Source organism: Aureispira sp. CCB-E (assembly GCF_031326345.1).
Lineage (GTDB): Bacteria > Bacteroidota > Bacteroidia > Chitinophagales > Saprospiraceae > Aureispira.
On sequence record NZ_CP133671.1, the window covers coordinates 1,067,988 to 1,083,573 of the forward strand.

Sequence of the window (15,586 nt, forward strand, 5' to 3'; positions counted from 1 at the left end):
AGTTGATGCACCTTGTTAAGGATTTATCTCCATTCTAAGCATCAAGCTTTTTATAAAAACAATACTATGAAAAAAGATCACTCTTCTACGTTAACACTTTTTAGAAGCGTTGCTCCACAAAAGCCAATTGTTATTCATTTAAAAAATAATAATTGGGTGACAGGTTTTGAGCAATGTAGGGATTATTCAACCAATAAGACAGCTGTTATTATTGAACCTTTAGGTGATTTGGAATTGGAATATGCTATTGAAAAAACGCGCCAATTGTCTTCTAGAAGAATTCGTATTTATTGTAAAGACATTGTTTCTTGCGATTTGTACGACCCTACAAAACATACTGCTTATCATTCAGATCCTAGCGACCTTGTAAAACGAGTTGCTTGGCCGCAGTGGATTGAGCCTAAAATCAAGCCTAGTAGGCGTAAAAAACTATTGCAAGAATTAAAAGAAAACCAATACAGTAAAAAGTATTATTTGGTAAAGGCGATAGAGGATGGTTTTCAAGATATTTTTGAAAATTTATTGGACGAAGAAATGCTTAAAGATGCTTTTAATGAACAATATGTTACTAGCAGTTTGTTGTATTATGCTGTAAAGCATGGTCGTCCTCTTGTTGCTAAGTTGTTGATAGATAAAGGTTATCCCTTGCCTAATAAGAAGGGGCAAAGCGATATTTTTTATGAATTACAGAAAACAGGAAATCTAAAATTATTAGAATTATTGTTGGGAATGGGGTTTGACCCTAATGTAGATCAGTCTAAGTTGTTGCTGAGTATGCTAAAAATGGGCAATAGTGAGGCGGTTGCTTTATTGATTCAAGCAGGAGCAAGAGTGAATACCAACTTGTTAGATGCTGCTATTGCAGGCGGGAATGCAGCTTGTTTGGCTCTTTTGTTAGAAGCAGGAATGTCTATTTCGGTTTCGACAATGTTTAAAGTATTAAAATATGCCGATCCTCAATTCAAATTTAGAAATGTGCTGTTTCAACAAGAATTAGATGTTAATGCTTGTTTCTCGGATGGCATGCCTTTGTTGATTAAGTTGATTCGTGAGAAATTTATAAAGGTAGAACCCCTCCAATTTTTGATAGATCAAGGAGCTGATCTTAATGTTACTTTTGAAGGAAAAAATGCTTTGGCGCATGCTAAAGAACGAGAATATCCCGAATCTATAGTTGCATTTTTCGAAGATATAGGGATGCAAGTTATAGTTGATGAAGAAGAAGTTGCAGCTGTTGCAGCCGTTAAAGATGTAGAGGATGAAAAAGCAAGGATAGCAGCAAAAGAGTTAGAAGCTAAACGATTGGCTGCAATACCAAAGTTTCTAAAACCTGATGGGAAAATCAAATTTGCTGAAGAATACCAACAGAATGAATTTTTTATTCGAAAAGCCAAAGGCAAATTACCGATTCAGAAAAAACGATTGGATGGATTAAAATTAATTGGCGAAGATATTAAAACATATTTTGGATTGTCGTCTCATAGTTTTAATCACATTGCAGAAGTTCGAGCAAAATTGCAATTTTTATTTGGAAGTCCAACAGGCAAGGGGGATGGGTACAAAACTTCTTTTGAATACCAGATAGAGATAGAGGGCAAAAATGGTGTAAAGTATTACTTTACGATTTTCGATTGGAAAGCTCGTACGGTATATGGTTCTTTTATATTTGAAGGACAAGACGAGCAGCAAATTGCAAATGCTGATATAGCCTTATGGGGATTGATTGAAAAAGCTAGTTTTGGCGATTTTAAGGATAAATACGCTTATGATGAATGGAATAAAGTTCGGTATGAGTGTGTTGCTGGCAAACCTTGGGGCGATTTTCCTGATTAATGGCTTAAATTTGTTCTCATTTGCCAATAAAGCAGCCAAAGGTAATCCGAAGCTGCCATTAAGTCACTTATTTTTGTTTGAAAATGGACTTAATGGCAGCTTTTTAGTTTTGGTACAAGGATTGACCTAAGTAGAGCAACAACACAATCATTAATAGAAATAGTTTTTTAGAATATTAGGACTAGCATTTTGATTTAATAAGTTTTTCATTTGACGCACCGGTTTTCAAGTCTAGCTCCTAATATTCTTCAATAAATAGCAAACAATTCTTACTTCAACAACTAGAAAGGAGCCATTTATTGATAATCTTACAACAACAACAACAAGTTATGAGTAATTACAAGTTTAATTCATTTGGTTTTAATTTTGACGAATTAGGAAAAGCTGTAGATGATTTTGTCAACAACATCAAGGTAAATGATATTTTTGGAACAGATTCAACCAAAACAATTCCACCCGTTAATTCACTAGAGTACCCTGATTATCTAGAGTTGCAAGTAGCAGCACCTGGACTTGCGAAAGAAGATTTTGACTTGCATATCGAAGAGGATATCTTGACTATTTCTGCCAACGCTATTGTCAAAAATGCGTCAGAAGAAATAAAAATTAAAAGAAAAGAGTTCAATTACTCAACTTTTAAAAGAACCTTTTGTTTAACTGATAAATTCGATTATCAAAACATTACAGCAAAGTACGAGGCAGGAGTGTTATTGGTAACCATTCCTAAAAAAACAGAGGAAGAGAAAAGTAAAATAAAAGTACAAGTATTGTAAGCATCTAATTAGATAGAAATACAAGAAAAAAGTGCGATAAAATATATAAAGGGTTTATAAGGTTGTATATGGTATACAACAAGTTTTGGTTATCCCAGTGGTTCGGGAAAGGTTTTAGGGTTATTAAATTAGTCGAAGTTACTGCTCAGTAACTTCGATTTTTTTATTTTTGTAGCCTATCAAAAATACCACTAACAAAAATTAGTAGTTAACTCATACAACTTGCTATGTGGTTTTAGCAAACTATTGAAAAATAAAAATAATGAACAAAATACATTTTAAAACGAATATTAATTGTAGCAACTGTGTTCAAAAAATTACACCTGTCTTAGATGAAATAGAAGGAGTACACGATTGGTCTGTAGATACAAGCAATGAACAAAAAATATTGACAGTAGAAACGAATACGGTTACAGCGGAAGAAATTATAACAAGGGTTTATAATGCTGGATTTGAAATTGCACTGCTATAATTTGAACTATTAACCCTATCATAATAATAATAGCATGCGATATTTTTTAGAACTAGCTTATAATGGAACTCGGTTTTGTGGTTATCAAGAGCAGCCCGATCAAGTTACTATTCAATCTCAAATAGAACAAGCATTGGCTATCCTTTTGAGGGAACCCACTAAAATCGTGGGTTGTGGTCGAACGGATTCGGGAGTACATGCACTTCAATATTTTGCACATTTTGATGGTCCCGAAGGTCTGCAAAAGGATTTTGTCTATCGCTTGAATAGTTTATTGGGAAAAGATATTGTGTGTTACCGTTTGATCGAGGTGACAAATGATGCTCATGCTCGATTTGATGCGACTTCTCGAAGTTATCAATATGTGCTTGATTTAGTGCAGAATCCATTTCGACAAGAAACGGCTTATTATTGCCGTTTTGGAAAACACTTAGATGTTGATAAAATGCAAGCTGCAGCTCAACTGCTTTTAGCATATAACGATTTTACAACTTTTTGTAAAAGTAAAACCGATAATAAAACGAATTTATGTGATTTGCGCCAGTCTGAATGGGGAATCGAAGAAGATGGAAAACAGTTGATCTATCGAGTGACTGCCAATCGTTTTTTGCGTGGAATGATTCGTCTGATTGTTGGAATGTGCCTTAATGTAGGAAAAGGAAATATGTCTCTGGATGTAGTAAAGTCAGCTTTGGACGAAAAAAAGACCCTCAAAAATGCCCTTTCTGCTCCTGCCGAAGGTTTGTTTTTAATGGATATCAAATACGATTATATTGATTGAAAATAGGTGTAGTTGAACGATTATTTTAAAATCTAAGTTGTATATAGTACAGATTTCTTTAGCTAATAATAGTTGCTAACAATATAAGAGCTATTAGGATGCTAGGAATAGTTGTATAATGATTATTAAAATTAAATGTACTATGCTAAGAATAGAAAATTGTCCAGAAGCTGCGGCTAGTTACTCGGCAGAACGCATGGTTCTAAATAGAAATAGAGGCATTGCCATAGGACTAGAAGCTCCCATCGAAAATAGTCAAATAGAGAGTTATATTGATCATCGATTTTTTGTAGAAGGAACAGGAAGGAAGCATTTGTTTTTGTTTGCAAGTTACATTCCCTTGTTGTTGGCTACGAATACTACAGAAACAGATAATAGTGGTCTTTGGGTACTATTAGCTTGTTGTGTATTGGCTTTCTTTTTGTTTGGAGGTCGAAGAAGTGATAAGATAAAAGAATAGGAGCTAGTTTCAACCATTTTGTACCTATTTATAAGATACTAGTAGTTAGCCGTACTATTACTTTGTGGTTGATTGTAATTTTTTTGACTATTAAGCTGGTAGAATTTTCGGTGAATTATTGAAATATAAAAAAGCTCATCAGGTTGTATACTGATGAGCTTCTTTATTTACAAGAGTCTTAACTTTATTTTTTGATAACCAAGTTCGTATTAGAGATAATTTTCGCCAAAACGAGCTGCTAGTTCTTTAGAAACCTGCTTGATTTCCTGTTCTTTATCCTTAGGGTAAATTAATAAAACATTATCTTCTTCTATAACAATATAGTTCTCCAAATCCTTCACTACAACCAGCTTATCTTTAGTAGCTCGAAGCATGCAATTAGATGTATTTAGGGTTTGAACAAGTTCAGGGGTTGGGCTACTGATGGCATTGTCGTGCTCATCCTTATCAAATTGCTCATGTAAAGAGCCCCAAGTTCCCAAGTCTGACCAACCAATATCTGCAGGCAAGGTGTAGATATTGGTTGCTTTTTCCATGATTGCATAGTCAATTGATATGCTTGGCGTTGTAGGATAATATTCATTTAAGAAATTTTGTTCTTGCGACGTACACCAATGAGCTTCACCTTGATTTAGTATATTATAAACTTCTGGGGCATATTTCTTTATTGCGTCCAAAACTGTAGTAACGTTCCAAACAAAAATACCTGCATTCCATAGATAGTCACCACTAGCAACAAATTTCTTTGCGTTTTCTAAGTCGGGTTTTTCGGTAAATTGGTGGACTTTGTAAATAGGTGCAGGGCTTTCCTTATCAAAGTGAATATAGCCATATCCTGTATTGGGATGATGAGGTTGAATACCTAAGGTAAGCAATGCGTTGTTTTTTTCTACAAAATCTAATCCTTCTTTAATTCTATTAACAAATTGTTCCTCTTTCAAAATAATATGATCTGAAGGAGCTACGACAAAGTTAGCCTTAGGATTGATTTTTTGAATTTTTAGAGCAGCATACGTAATACAAGGTGCGGTATCATTTCTAGAGGGTTCGGTTAGGATTTGATGATCCGTTAATTGGGGGAGCTGTTCATTGATAAGGTGTTTGTATTCCAAGTTGGTAACAACAAAGATATTTTCAGCAGGGCAAACATTGGTAAAACGCTCGAATGTCAATTGCAAAAGCGTTTTTCCTAGTCCGAGAATATCTAAGAATTGTTTGGGTTTTTTTTTGCGGCTACTAGGCCAAAAGCGGCTACCAATTCCGCCAGCCATAATAACAACATAGTTATTATTGTTCATAAGATAAAAGAATGGTTACTCTTTGCAGCTTAATTCTTGAACAAAGACAAGTAAATCAAACACTTTGGTGGATAAGCTAAACCTGCAAAGAATGTTATTTATTATAATGTATATCTAACAACAGTTAGCTAAAATGTATGAAATGAATTATTTAAGGTTTTCTGAATTAAATGTCGTATTAACAATCAATTATATACAAAATGCTTTGTTGTATTTTTTAGATCATAGGTTCATGGCTGCAAACTATACACATGAGTAACAAGAATGCATTATACCAAGAGAGTTGCTTATTTGTGAGTACAGCCTCAAGTAATTAGTTGGCTAATGATAGTGTAAGATCGCTACACTTAAGTTAATTTACTACTACTAACATAGTTTTAACAAACTATTATATATATAGGACAAACCAAGCTATCTAATTATACGTCCGAAGCATCATCTGTTGTATTAAACATAGATGCCATAGATGCCAAATTTGCTTCAATAGTCGTATCAAAATAATTTTTTAAAAAATATGCTTGATAGCGTCGAATGGGGTTGTTGTCGGTTAACTCCTTTAGTTGACAACGCCAAGCAATTTGTGTATAGTTAGTATCAGCAGGTGCCAAAACGATAGTGCCCAATAAGGTTAGATTGCCTTCTTGAATATCAAATTGGTACTTTATTTCTTTGTTTGCAACACTTTCCGTAATGGTTAGAACTCCATTGATTCGATTGTTTCTCCATATTTGAACAGCACCCAAGCCTTCTTTTTGATCAGGGTATTCAAAGGTCAAATTAGAGTCTTTATCCTCTGAAGACCAAACCGTCCAGTTAGACCATTCTTCTAAAGAGTTGACTAAAGAGAATAAGTCGGAAGGAGTGGCATGGATGAGTTCGGCTTTTTCTATAATCCAAGTAGAAGGCAAAAACAAGCCCGCCAAAACAATGGTTAGAAAAAAGAAACCTAAAAGTGTAAATAAAATAAAAAGTGTCGGCATTCGTCTTACTAATTCTGTGAGTTTTGCACTGCTTGAAAGAAGCAATAAAGTCGTCTAGACTAAAGCTAGACGACTTATTTATATTGTTGAGTCACAAAACTACTGTCTTTGAAATAACTAATTTTAGTTCAGCACTTGTGCTTGTGTTTTCCAATCGTAACGTTTGTATTTGGCACCAAATCCAGGGATTTGATCATTTAGATTATGAATTTCCTTGTTAGATAATTTAGCCAATTGCTTGAATGTTGTAATTCCTGCTGTTTCCAATTGTTTAGCAACTACTTTCCCAAGTCCTTTTAAAGCTGTTAAGTCATCTGGTTTGTTTCCATTCGTTGGAGGACTGTTGGTTGGGGAGTGCATGACATTAGCTTCTCTAGAAGAGGTACTCGTATTTTCCAATTCACCAAAAGCGCGCAACAAAATATTTTCTTGTTGAGCCTCGTGTACTTTTTTGAAACCAGTAGCAGGCGATGCACTTGATTTTCTAGCGACTAGCTGAATGTCATAATGACGATAAAAGGCTAAAATGTATTGCCATGCTCCCATGTTAGAAGGTTCTTCTTGTACCCAGAACCATTCAGCATTACTATATTTTTCAATAGCCGCTTTTACTTGATTTTTAGGGAACGGATACAATTGCTCCAAGCGAACAATAGCAATATCGTCTCTCTTATCAGCTACTTTTTTATCTAGTAATTCGTAGTAGATTTTTCCGCTACAACAAAGTACGCGTTTTATCTTTTGAGCTTGTTTGGTAGTCGTAATTTTAGGATCGTCATAAACTTCTTTGAAAGAACCTTGCGTTAGGTCTTCAAAAGAAGAAACACATTCTCTATATAACACCTCTTCATCAGGACGATTCATATCCTTCGGACGTAAGAGTTTTTTGGGACTCATCACAACCAATGGTTTTCTGAATGGTCGAGCTTGTTGACGACGCAACAGGTGGAAGAAGTTGGCTGGTGTAGTGACATTGGCAACAGTCATGTTAAATTCGGCACAACTCTGCAAATAGCGTTCTAATCTAGCACTAGAATGCTCTGGACCTTGCCCTTCGTAACCATGAGGAAGTAACATAACCAAACCTGACATACGTTGCCACTTGCTTTCAGACGAAGAAATAAACTGATCAAACATAGTTTGAGCACCATTCGCAAAATCACCAAACTGAGCTTCCCACAAAACAAGTGGATCTGGACTAGCCAATGAGTAGCCAAACTCAAAACCCAATACAGCAAACTCAGAAAGTAGAGAATTGTGTATTCTAAATTGACCTTGTTTTTTCTCTAAATCATTAAAGCGATTGTATTGCTTGTTTGTTTTTGCATCGTACAATACTGCATTTCGGTGAGAGAAAGTTCCTCGTTTAACATCTTGACCACTAATACGAATGTCGTACCCTTCTAAAAGTAAAGAACCATACGCAAGGTGTTCTCCCATTGCCCAATCAATCAATCCTCTATCTATAAAATCCTGTGTACGGTTTAATAAACGCTTGAATTTAGGCAGAGGTGTAAAGTTTTCAGGAATCGTTTGCAAAGAATTCAATACTGATGTAATGACTTCTTTTTTGATGCTTGTATCTGGAGAAAGAACATAGTCTTCTGGAATAGTATGTTTCTTTAACTTACGCCAAGCTTGTTCTGGCGTTTGGTATTCATAAGTAGGAGCCTCTTCTTTCGCTTGCGAAAATTTTGCTTGTAGCAAAGCGTCAAACTCCTTGTCCATTTGTTTGGCTAGAGCTGCCTCAATTTCCCCATTAGCAATCAATTTCTGACTGTAAATGGTTCTGGTATTTTTATGCTTTTTGATTTTTTCATAAAACTGTGGCTGTGTAAACTTTGGGTCATCTCCTTCGTTATGACCATGCTTGCGATAACACACCATGTCTATGAAAACATCAGTATTAAATTCTTGGCGATATTCAGCGGCTAGTTGAGCAACAAATAGGACTGCCTCAGGATCGTCTCCATTGACATGAAATACAGGTGCTTGAACCAAAGCTGCTGCTGCTGTAGAATAAGTAGACGAGCGAGCATCTTCAAAATCTGTTGTAAAACCAATTTGATTGTTGATAACAAAATGAATGGTTCCTCCAGTGTAGTAACCCTCCAATTCACTCATTTGAACCAATTCGTAAACAACCCCTTGACCAGCAACAGCCGCATCACCATGGATTAGGATTGGTAGAATTTTATCAAAATTAGAATTATAAAGCAAATCTGCTTTTGCTCTCGAAAAACCTTGTACAACAGGACCTACAGCCTCTAAGTGAGAAGGGTTGGGTACAAGTTTGAGATGTACATCAAAGCCTTCTGGAGTTTTGATTTGAGAAGAATAACCCAAATGGTATTTTACATCACCATCTCCAAAAATGGTATCTTTAGGCATATTTCCTTCGAACTCACTAAAAATGTATTCATAGGTTTTGCCCATGATATTGGCCAAAACATTCAAACGCCCACGATGCGCCATACCAATTACCACCTCTTCTACTTCTAAAGCAGCGGCTGTGTTGATGATTCCGTCCAAAGCAGGAATTGCAGATTCACCACCTTCTAATCCAAAACGTTTTTGAGCAACATATTTTTTGCCTAAGAAATTTTCAAAGCCAGTTGCACCATTTAATTTTTCTAAAATTCGCTTCTTTTTATCCAAGCTATGACCGTAATCTCCTGCTTTGATTTTTTCAATGCGATTTTTTAGCCAATGGTATTTATCTTGATTGTCAATATGGGCAAATTCGAAGCCAATATTACTACAATAAATGGTTTTTAGTTTGTCTAAAATTTCATTTAAGGTGCCATTTGGCAAACCAATCTCACTACCTGCAATAAATTGGGCGTTCAAATCATCGTTTGACAACCCATAATATGCCAAATCCAAGCTAGGGAATCGAAATTTGCGTTCTCTAATTGGGTTGGTTGTTGAAACTAAATGACCACGCATTCTATATGCTTGAATCAAATTAAGAACTGCTAACTCCTTGGGAGAAGAAAACGATGCTCGATTGGTAGGAGCACTGTCTGTTGTTTCTAAGCCATTCTCGTGTTGAGTCGCATAGTCAAAGCCTGCAAAAAATTCTTTCCATCCATCGGCAACAGATTCAGGATTGTTTTTGTATTGTTGATACAAGCCTTCTATATAGGCTGGATGAGCATTGGAAATAAATGAATAATCCATTTTGTTTTTACGATTACATTTTACATTAGTAGTTTGTCAATAGATTTTTAACAAACTATTGTTATATGATATTTAAGCAGTGGATTTATGTTATTTAACATTCAATTACTTATTATTGTAAATAATCAAGTCCATCAACTTAACATTTTTCTTCTTTTTTAGGTCTTTAATCAACGGTTAATAATTGATTGGATACGTCTTTAAAAAAAGGATTCATTACAGCCGCTAAAACCTATCATTATATTAAAAAATAAAGGTACAAAAGTTATAATTACTTCCCAAGCTTATTTCCCTAAAATCATTGAATAGAAAGCGATGGCTAGGGTTTATAGAAGTTTGTTAGAGGTTGTACCTTTTATTCTGTATTTATTTATTGATAAAGTTTAGAGAACGAGCTACTTGAAAAATGAGTGATAATAGGTCATAAAGGAAGAAAAAATGATTATTTTTTGATAAAACATTGAATTTTTTGAAACTATTATTATCTTTGCATGCCCTTAGAGGAATTATTTAAGGCATTTGTAAAGAAAAATTGAAAGAATCATAACTTATAGATAATTATGGCAAACCATAAATCAGCAAAAAAACGCATGCGTCAAGACGCAAAAAAAAGATTACACAATCGTTTTTACAAAAAAACTGCTCGTACTGCTATTAGTAGATTACGTGGTATGGAAGATCACAAAGAAGCAGAAGCTTTCTTACCAAAAGTTGTTTCTATGATTGATCGTTTGGCTAAGAAAAATCAAATCCACAAAAACAAAGCGGCTAACCTTAAAGGAAAATTAGCTAAACACGTTGGTGGATTGGCAAAATAATTAAAAGAACTAAGGTTCTTTTAAGGAAGTACACTTACTATTTAAAGTAAGTGTACTTTTTTGTGTTTGTATACGAGTATACGCAGGTTGTAATTTTGAGGTAGCTAGTTATTGTTAATCGAAATATTGTAAATCAACCTCTAGCAAATCTAATTCTGCCTGAAGTTCTTGATGCGTCGTATAGATGCCTTGATAGGGGCGATATTTTTTTGTTAACTCTTGCAGCTCCTTTTGCTGTGCTTGTTCTGTTTTTTTGTAGAGTAGAACATTCTCTGTTGTTTTCTTATACAAATCTAAAGTCGATTTTAATTCGGGGTACAGCGATAGTTGTTTGAGCAAATCCTCTTTTTGTCGAATTTTTTGATTTTTATTGCGCCCATCTGCCATTTCTACAATAGCAACATCTAATAAAAATAAAGCGTGTAGCTCCCGTTTTAAGTAAGGCGAAATAGAGTTTGGAATGGCTTCTGTTACAATTTTTAAATTTTCGACTACCTTAAACAAGTCCAAATCTGTTGCCGCTAAATTAGTTTTTAAACCAGTCGCTTTGGCTGCCCATTTACTAATTTCATTAAATGTATAGGGGCGGCATTGTTGCACAAGTTTGGCTTGTTGTTGTTCGATACTTTCCTTTTTTTTGAGCAGCGTTTGATAGTAATCCAATTTGACCCAAAGTGCTTCAAAAATACCTTGTTGTTGACTAAAATCAATGGTACATACATTCGATTCGTATTTGCCAGAAATATGGTAAGTTAGAGTTACTGGTTTATTATTTTTTGCAATTTGATGAATAGCACCCAAAAATGCTACGCCATTATAAGCATCGGTTACCGAAGGCTTGGGAGTTATCTCAAAATAATACCAATTCTTATTGCTCAAGATGGCTTTTTGTAAACGTTTGACTTCTGCATTCCAACGCAATTTGCTGGGATCAAATCGAACTAATCTAAAGGTCGTTGTAATAGGCTTGCCAGACTGATTGTCAATTACAATGCTCAGTTCAGGATTTTGAGCATCAGCATGGGGTAAATTTACAAAACCCATTATCAATGCTTCTGGACTAAAGACTACTGTATCTTGACTATACCGCCACGCAGATATTTGAGCATCATGAAAAGGTCGATGTGCAAAAATTAATTGTTGACTATAATTTAAAAAGGGAATAAAAATAAGAAGGGCAACTAGAATTGCTTTGTAACTCATAATGTATGTTATCAATAGGTGTTTGGTGTTTTTTGAGGCTTTGAATTGTTCATTTCAAAGCCTCAAAAGTGTCAAGGTTTTAGTAGAAAAATGTATTATTATCTGTTTTTCACAATATTGGTGGCTCGATCTAAAACACGAAATGCTGTTTCAGCCATGGTATTTTGTTTGTTGTCTAAGGTAGGGTTGACTTCTGTGACTTCCAAGCAACAAGTTTTGGGATCTGCTACCAATCCACAAACAATATCCGTTGCTTCTTCTTCTGATAAACCGTTGGGAACAGGTGTTCCAGTACCTTTAGAGACCAATTCACAATCCATACTATCGACATCAAAAGAAACATAGATCATGTCACAATTGTTGAGGTAAGCCAAGACTTCTTTTACCGTTTGTTGTGTTCCTTTTTCTCGTACTTCTTTAACCGCAAAATTGCGAATGCCTAAACGTTCGGTCAAAAAATCTTCCTCCTCTTCGGTGTCTCGTAGAGCAATAAAAACCAAATCATTGGCTTCTATTTTGGGATAAACCCCGCCCATATGTTTTAATTGATGCCAATGTTCGGCAATTTCTTTGGGAATGTCATTGCGTTGGTGCTCTATATTATCAATTCCTAAACAGACCGCCAAAGGCATGCCGTGTACATTGCCAGAAGGAGTTGTGTATGGTGTATGTAAATCAGCGTGCGCATCAATCCAAATAACTCCTAGACGTTTGTCAGGATTTGATTTTTTGATTCCTGTAATCGTTGCTCCTGCTGTAGAGTGATCGCCTGCCAAAACAATTGGAAAGCGTTTGTTGTAAGTTACCTCTTCCGAAACATAATGCGAGACATAATTATAAACCTTGACAATACCATCTATATAATTGGCATATTGAGTAGGGCTATCCTCAAAGAGTAACTCATTTTCATTCGGGATGATTGTAGAGGTATATTTTGAAAAATATTTATTTTGAGCATTCAAAGCAGCTACCTTTATGGCGCCAATTCCTAGACTGGCTCCACGAGTTCCAGCACCTAATTCAGAAGGAACTTCTAGTATTCTGATTTTATCATTTTTATTTGTCATGACAGTTCTTTTTTCTTTTCAACGATAAGTTTTGAGGAAAACCTAAGTTGTTTAGTTTCAGTAACCAGAGATAAGATTGTCTTCTTTTTGACGTTAATCTACGATGCTTGTATTTTTTAGCGCATAGAGCGGAAGCAAATTTTGATGTAGAATAGTACAAAAAGAAGGTTGTTTTTTATAATAGTTTTTTCTGAACGATTACTTATAAATAAGTATTAAATCTTTTCTGAACGATTACATAATGAATTGTGAATATAAAGTTCATCGCATTCATTCTAAATAAACACCTTTAAAAAAGGCACATTAGGGAATTCCATTGATTTTAACAAGTAAACAACGATATTAGCTAAATTTGGTTTAAAATACAAACACTGCTAATAAAGTTTTTTAAGTTCTTGGATAAATGAAGAAGCCATTATAAATACAGAGAACAAGAAGCAAGGAATAAAAACCTAAGGTCTTAAAATTGAAGGCTTGTATAAATCATTAAAATAGTTTATATTAGTGCTTGTGTGCATCAATTTATGCAGTTCGATTCTTTATAAAAAGAACCTTTTGGCAACAAAAAACTATATAGAAGCTTTCAATAATTTAGCTAAGGAATTGGCCCGACATTCAAACATTGAATTGTTAGGTTACCATACTTTTGCCCCGCTAACAGAACGAGAGCTGGAAGCCTTGGAAGCAAAGTACAATTGTCAATTTGATGAGGCTATACGTCGATTCTATAGCCAAACCAATGGTCTACAGTTGCGTTGGATGTTTAAGAACAATCCTGCCTATCACACCGATAAATACCCGCCATTTCACCGATCTATTGCTCCCGTTGGATGGGATTATACAGAGGAAAGTTTTGAAAAAGAAGATGGTTGTGTCTTGTTACTGCCATTAGAGGATGTTTTGCGAAATGTAGTATCTCCTAATGTTTACCAAGATGATATCGTATTAGAAAGTACAATATATTCTACCGTTGATTTCCATGCTTGTATTCGTCCTTTTGATAAGTTCTCTTATTATTGTAATATGGCTTTCTTCTTTAGAAAAGGGCAATCGCCACTAGTTCTTTTGGGAGATGAGGCAGGCACTTGCTTTGAGGATTCTAGATGGACAAATTTTGCTACGTACTTAGACTTTGTCTTGGCTTCTAAAGCATTTGGGCGTCGTCGCAAAGAATTTTTTGGAATACCAGAAGGTTACAAGCAGACACCAATTCAGAAGTTGCCCCCTAAAATTCAGCAGTATTGGTCATTGGATATATTGGTTCTGACACAACATTTTCCTTTAGCAGATCAACTAGCTCGAAAAATGCCTATCAAAACTCAAAAAATGCAAGAGAAAGCCTATCAAGCAGGAGCGTTCAGTGCGGAGGAATTGGCAGAAGTCGTTGCAGCGCACCAAGACTTTCTAAATTCAGGTGGAGTAGGCGGAAAATGGCAATTGATAGCGATACAAGGGCAGGCATTGGGCATTTATAAAGGGAACGAAAACAAACGGGGGAAACAGGCTATCTTGGATATGAAAAAAATGGAGCATCATCTAGAATTGCAAGAATTGTTTTTACCCTACTCTAGTTGGTGTGGCGTTTATGCCAAAGCACAAGATTTTAGTGATGTAGATTTTACTGGAAGTTTGTTAACGGATGCCAATTTGGAGCAGGCTATCTTTGCAGATGCTAACTTAGAAAATGTTGATTTTTCTCGCTCTAATCTCAAAAAAGCGAGTTTTGTAAATGCAAACCTTAGAGGAGCTGATTTTGAAAATTGCAATCTGACAGGAGCCGATTTTAGAGGAGCTGTTTTAGAGGGAAGCCGCTTTAGGGGAGCTGTGTTGAAGGATGTCGTTTGGTGATTTTGCCAGCTTTAAATGTATCAATAGTTCGAATGAAAAAATTACTTGTACTGATAATAGTAGTGTTTGTTTCTAATGCCATTTGGGGGCAATACCTTGGGGCTTCACCAATTGATGCGGCTAATGTTACTAAATGGAGTCCTAAATTTAAAATGGAATACTTTGGAGTGTATCATTTTGGGGATTCGGAAGGAGAGTCTACTTTGGTATTATTCAATACGGGTAATGAAATAATTGCCCAAATAAAAAGTGGACTATGGGACGTTGATGCTAAAACAGCCGAGAGGATTTGTGTCTATAAAAATTTAACTAATGTTACAATTGATAAAAATGGGCGCTTCGAATCAGATAAGTATCAAGGGGAATTTGTTATTTATACAAATAATGGAAAACGAATAAAGTGTTTGAAAATTTATGATTCTTGGAGTAATCTATCGGAGAAAGAAGAAGAATACGAGCTTGGGCGTAGGGTAAATAGTAAGATATCAGAAGAGTTTTATGGAGAGTATGCAAATGCTTCGTTTGAAAATCTAATTCCTGAAAACCTTGAAAAGATGTCTTCTAAAGCACTTCAAATTATGAGAAACGAAATCTTTGCTCGATACGGATATCAATTTATCGAGGGGGGGAAAATGGATACTTATTTTAGGCAGCAAGATTGGTATAGACCTCAACATTCAGATGTTACCAAGTTTTTAACCTCCTTGGAGAAACGAAATATTAAGCTTATTAAGGAAATAGAAGGAAGGCGTTAAAGCATATATAGGTTAATTTTTATGTTATGTTTATGCGCTTTTATGCTTCAATTTGATTTTTAATTGTTTATCTACAATGCCCTGCATAGATGAATTATAGGTTAATTTATCTATA

Annotated in this window: 13 protein-coding genes; 8 read left to right on the forward strand and 5 right to left on the reverse strand. The window is 35.1% G+C overall.

The features are described from left to right. Positions 1 to 66 precede the first annotated feature (66 nt). From QP953_RS04035 to QP953_RS04055, 5 genes are all read left to right on the forward strand, one after another. Positions 67 to 1,833 (forward strand): hypothetical protein, encoded by a 1,767-nt coding sequence (locus QP953_RS04035; RefSeq protein WP_309554048.1) that lies wholly within the window; start codon positions 67 to 69, stop codon positions 1,831 to 1,833. A gap of 329 nt (positions 1,834 to 2,162) precedes the next feature. Beyond that, entirely contained in the window at positions 2,163 to 2,606 is a 444-nt protein-coding gene (locus tag QP953_RS04040) for an Hsp20/alpha crystallin family protein (protein ID WP_052594932.1), read from the forward strand. Positions 2,607 to 2,868: 262 nt separating this feature from the next. Further along, positions 2,869 to 3,078, forward strand: coding sequence for a heavy-metal-associated domain-containing protein (locus QP953_RS04045; RefSeq protein ID WP_052594930.1), 210 nt, complete (start codon positions 2,869 to 2,871; stop codon positions 3,076 to 3,078). 34 nt (positions 3,079 to 3,112) lie between these two features. Further along, positions 3,113 to 3,859, forward strand: coding sequence for a tRNA pseudouridine(38-40) synthase TruA (gene truA / locus QP953_RS04050; RefSeq protein WP_052594928.1), 747 nt, complete (start codon positions 3,113 to 3,115; stop codon positions 3,857 to 3,859). Between the two features lie 142 nt (positions 3,860 to 4,001). Continuing rightward, positions 4,002 to 4,319, forward strand: a complete 318-nt coding sequence (locus QP953_RS04055; protein WP_052594926.1) for a hypothetical protein — start codon at positions 4,002 to 4,004, stop codon at positions 4,317 to 4,319. Positions 4,320 to 4,528: 209 nt separating this feature from the next. Here the strand turns inward: QP953_RS04055 and QP953_RS04060 are convergent, their stop codons facing one another. From QP953_RS04060 to QP953_RS04070, 3 genes are all read right to left on the reverse strand, one after another. Further along, positions 4,529 to 5,617 (reverse strand): mannose-1-phosphate guanylyltransferase, encoded by a 1,089-nt coding sequence (locus tag QP953_RS04060; protein ID WP_052594924.1) that lies wholly within the window; start codon positions 5,615 to 5,617, stop codon positions 4,529 to 4,531. 419 nt (positions 5,618 to 6,036) lie between these two features. Further along, positions 6,037 to 6,597 carry an SRPBCC family protein gene (locus QP953_RS04065; protein WP_052594922.1) on the reverse strand — a complete coding sequence of 187 codons (561 nt, stop codon included), beginning with the start codon at positions 6,595 to 6,597 and terminating at the stop codon, positions 6,037 to 6,039. Between the two features lie 123 nt (positions 6,598 to 6,720). Then, complete coding sequence (locus QP953_RS04070; protein WP_309554049.1) at positions 6,721 to 9,780, reverse strand: 2-oxoglutarate dehydrogenase E1 component; 3,060 nt, start codon at positions 9,778 to 9,780, stop codon at positions 6,721 to 6,723. A gap of 560 nt (positions 9,781 to 10,340) precedes the next feature. Here QP953_RS04070 and rpsT point away from each other — a divergent pair. Continuing rightward, on the forward strand, positions 10,341 to 10,598 hold the full coding sequence (rpsT, locus tag QP953_RS04075) for a 30S ribosomal protein S20 (RefSeq protein WP_052594920.1): 258 nt from the start codon (positions 10,341 to 10,343) through the stop codon (positions 10,596 to 10,598). Between the two features lie 114 nt (positions 10,599 to 10,712). On the opposite strand, the gene QP953_RS04080 is transcribed toward rpsT, so the two are convergent. Both QP953_RS04080 and QP953_RS04085 read right to left on the reverse strand, forming a co-directional pair. Further along, positions 10,713 to 11,801 (reverse strand): hypothetical protein, encoded by a 1,089-nt coding sequence (locus tag QP953_RS04080; RefSeq protein WP_309554050.1) that lies wholly within the window; start codon positions 11,799 to 11,801, stop codon positions 10,713 to 10,715. A 98-nt stretch (positions 11,802 to 11,899) separates the two neighbouring features. After that, positions 11,900 to 12,868: an arginase gene (locus tag QP953_RS04085; protein WP_052594916.1), complete on the reverse strand. Its 969-nt coding sequence runs from the start codon at positions 12,866 to 12,868 to the stop codon at positions 11,900 to 11,902. Between the two features lie 555 nt (positions 12,869 to 13,423). On the opposite strand from QP953_RS04085, the gene QP953_RS04090 reads away from it, so the two are divergent. Together QP953_RS04090 and QP953_RS04095 are read left to right on the forward strand one after the other, a co-directional pair. Next, a complete protein-coding gene (locus tag QP953_RS04090; protein WP_309554051.1) occupies positions 13,424 to 14,716 on the forward strand; it encodes a pentapeptide repeat-containing protein in 1,293 nt (430 codons plus the stop codon). A 32-nt stretch (positions 14,717 to 14,748) separates the two neighbouring features. Continuing rightward, positions 14,749 to 15,471 (forward strand): YARHG domain-containing protein, encoded by a 723-nt coding sequence (locus tag QP953_RS04095; protein ID WP_309554052.1) that lies wholly within the window; start codon positions 14,749 to 14,751, stop codon positions 15,469 to 15,471. The last annotated feature ends 115 nt before the right edge of the window (positions 15,472 to 15,586 follow it).